This window comes from Arachidicoccus sp., from assembly GCF_050436765.1.
GTDB lineage: Bacteria > Bacteroidota > Bacteroidia > Chitinophagales > Chitinophagaceae > Arachidicoccus.
Genome location: NZ_JBNQGD010000394.1, coordinates 1 through 2,338, shown reverse-complemented (window position 1 = coordinate 2,338; position 2,338 = coordinate 1). Strand labels below are relative to the sequence as shown.

The 2,338-nt window shown below is 34.9% G+C and carries 2 protein-coding genes; both read right to left on the bottom strand.

Features of this window, described 5'->3' with window-relative positions:
- Nucleotides 1-587 precede the first annotated feature (587 nt).
- Entirely contained in the window at nt 588-1,712 is a 1,125-nt protein-coding gene (locus tag ACQR30_RS16480) for a hypothetical protein (RefSeq protein ID WP_429736852.1), read from the bottom strand.
- Between the two features lie 17 nt (nt 1,713-1,729).
- A partial coding sequence (locus ACQR30_RS16475; RefSeq protein WP_429736851.1) for a hypothetical protein occupies nt 1,730-2,338 on the bottom strand: 609 nt, incomplete at its 5' end.

Sequence of the window (2,338 nt, the reverse complement as noted above, 5' to 3'; positions counted from 1 at the left end):
AAAACTAATTCCTCTTCTTGTCTCACACTATACGTGCTTGGTCGTATGCTTACTTATCTACTATCGAACTATCTTCTATGTAATAGGTATTTTGAGCAAATGAATAATGAGACGCCATCAAAATACAAATAAGTATTGAAAGATTTTTGTGAAACACAGTTTTCAATTTGGTACATTACAGGATAAGTGAAAAGATCAATAGGAGCCACGCATAGTTGCTCTGAATACTAAATGACCTTATCATAACTATATCTTCCCTTAGTATTTATTTTTAACCATTCACCAATAGATCTTTGAAGTATCTCATTGTTTTATAGCGATTGAACTAACTTCTAAAGCTTCAATAGTGACTGGCAAATAGTGATTTTGCATTATTTCCCTATATAACAATCATATAGGTCATAAACTAGCTACAGAAAATGACTTGACAGCCGTCAGACAATAATACCATTTTTGTCAATGCTACTAACTGTAATTGTGCAGCTCTTCAAGAATTTTATTTTGAATAGCTACACAATCTTTTGTAGAAATAATTATTTATTCGATATAAAACCGAGTGCAATAGAATTCACAAAGCGTTTACAAACTTATCTATGGGTTACGTCAAGTAGTTTAATTTGAAAGAAATAATTGCCAGGAGTTTGAATTCTCAAAGGAATTCTTACAGCATAATCATAAAGATCGTCTTTAAACTGTCCTAAATAACGTGGGTCCGAAGTACCCCGATAAAATATGCCTGCGGAATTTCCGCTCCAAGTTTTGGTGCTATCCATGTGCACATACTTTGTTGGAATAATATAATACATATTGAATCCATTTCCCAACGAGGCTATAGGAAAAGGAGTTAAAGGATATTTTACATATAGTGCCGAGTCTAATGCTTGAAAGGTGTCCGGCGCATAATATTGTAGATTCTGTAGATAAGGTGGATTGGGGTTTAAACCCGAATTAGGTCTTTTTGAGACTTCCCCTGTTTTAGCATTAAAGACTACACCATTTCTATCTGTAATTTTTATAATCATCACGTTTGGAGTATCTGAAATTCTGGTGACACTATAGACCACAAATGGATTATAATTACCGTTATAGAAAACTGATGTTACATTATCCCTGGTCGGCGCCCCTGCCGATGTATTTGCTATTAATCTTGATAAACTGAAAGAACCAATTCCGCCGTCGTCTGCCGTTTGCACCGGCTTAGCCGCCTTAATTTCTATTGTTATAGCATTCTTCAGTTCTTGCGTACCTGCGCTGTTTGATACTTGTAAATCTAAGGTATACTTTCCTATGGGGACATACAATGTAGCACTATTGGTACTAATAACGCCGCTTGTAGGATTAACCGTAAATGGAGTTAGCTCTTGTGTTGTTCTTTTAGCAATAATAGACGCATAGCTTGTATCAGTCAGTGGATTGTAAGATTTCGTCCACACACCTACCGGATAAGTTTTTATAAACATGTCATCTACATTTTTACCGGAAGAATCATAAATGTGGGTCCATTTAACATTTAATGGTAGGTTTGATCCATCTGCCACTAACGAATTGGAACTGGCAATTTGGCCTTGGGGCGCCACAAATAATTTGGTAGAATATTGCATCGTTGGACTGAGAAAACCATTTTGTATTTTGGTACACCCTTCTACTATGATGGAGAACAAAAGGAGCATAACGAAAGAAGTAGCCCAAGATCTTGCTTTAATATTTTTCATTTCTTAACATTTTTATTTTAGTTAATTCTTGTTCCATAGAAGAATAAGGTATTTCCAGAAGTTAATACATTTATCATTCCGTTTTTCGTTTTAATGAAGGAAGTGCTTACTAAGGATCTTACTCCAGAAGTAGAAGGCAAATTTGCAGCCGTACTATCTTTACCTAAATTAAAATGCTTCCATAATTGGGCAAAATATACCACTCTTGGAGGTGTAGAAACCAAGGTAGTGTAACCGAGGTTGGTACTCAGCGTAGTTTCATATGATACCAAGACCGAATCGCCACTTAATCCAGAAGGATATTGTGTCCCATTGTTAGTTAAATTAGTTGTCGTTAATGTAGTAGCTACTTGATACATCAATAAAGAATCTTTCGTGCCATTAATATTATTTTGTAAATAATATTTCAAAGAATCCAATGTAAACTTAGCATATTGGTTTACCGTATTTTGAAGATAAAGGGTACGATAATTAAGATAACTAAAAATAGACCCGTTGCTAATCGCGAAAAATGTCGAATTATCCTGATTTATTTTATCTTTTAATCCGGCAGCATCAATCACCTGTACTAAAGTGTCAAATTGTGGCAGACTACTTAATACGTCATAAGAGGTCATGTTCGCATA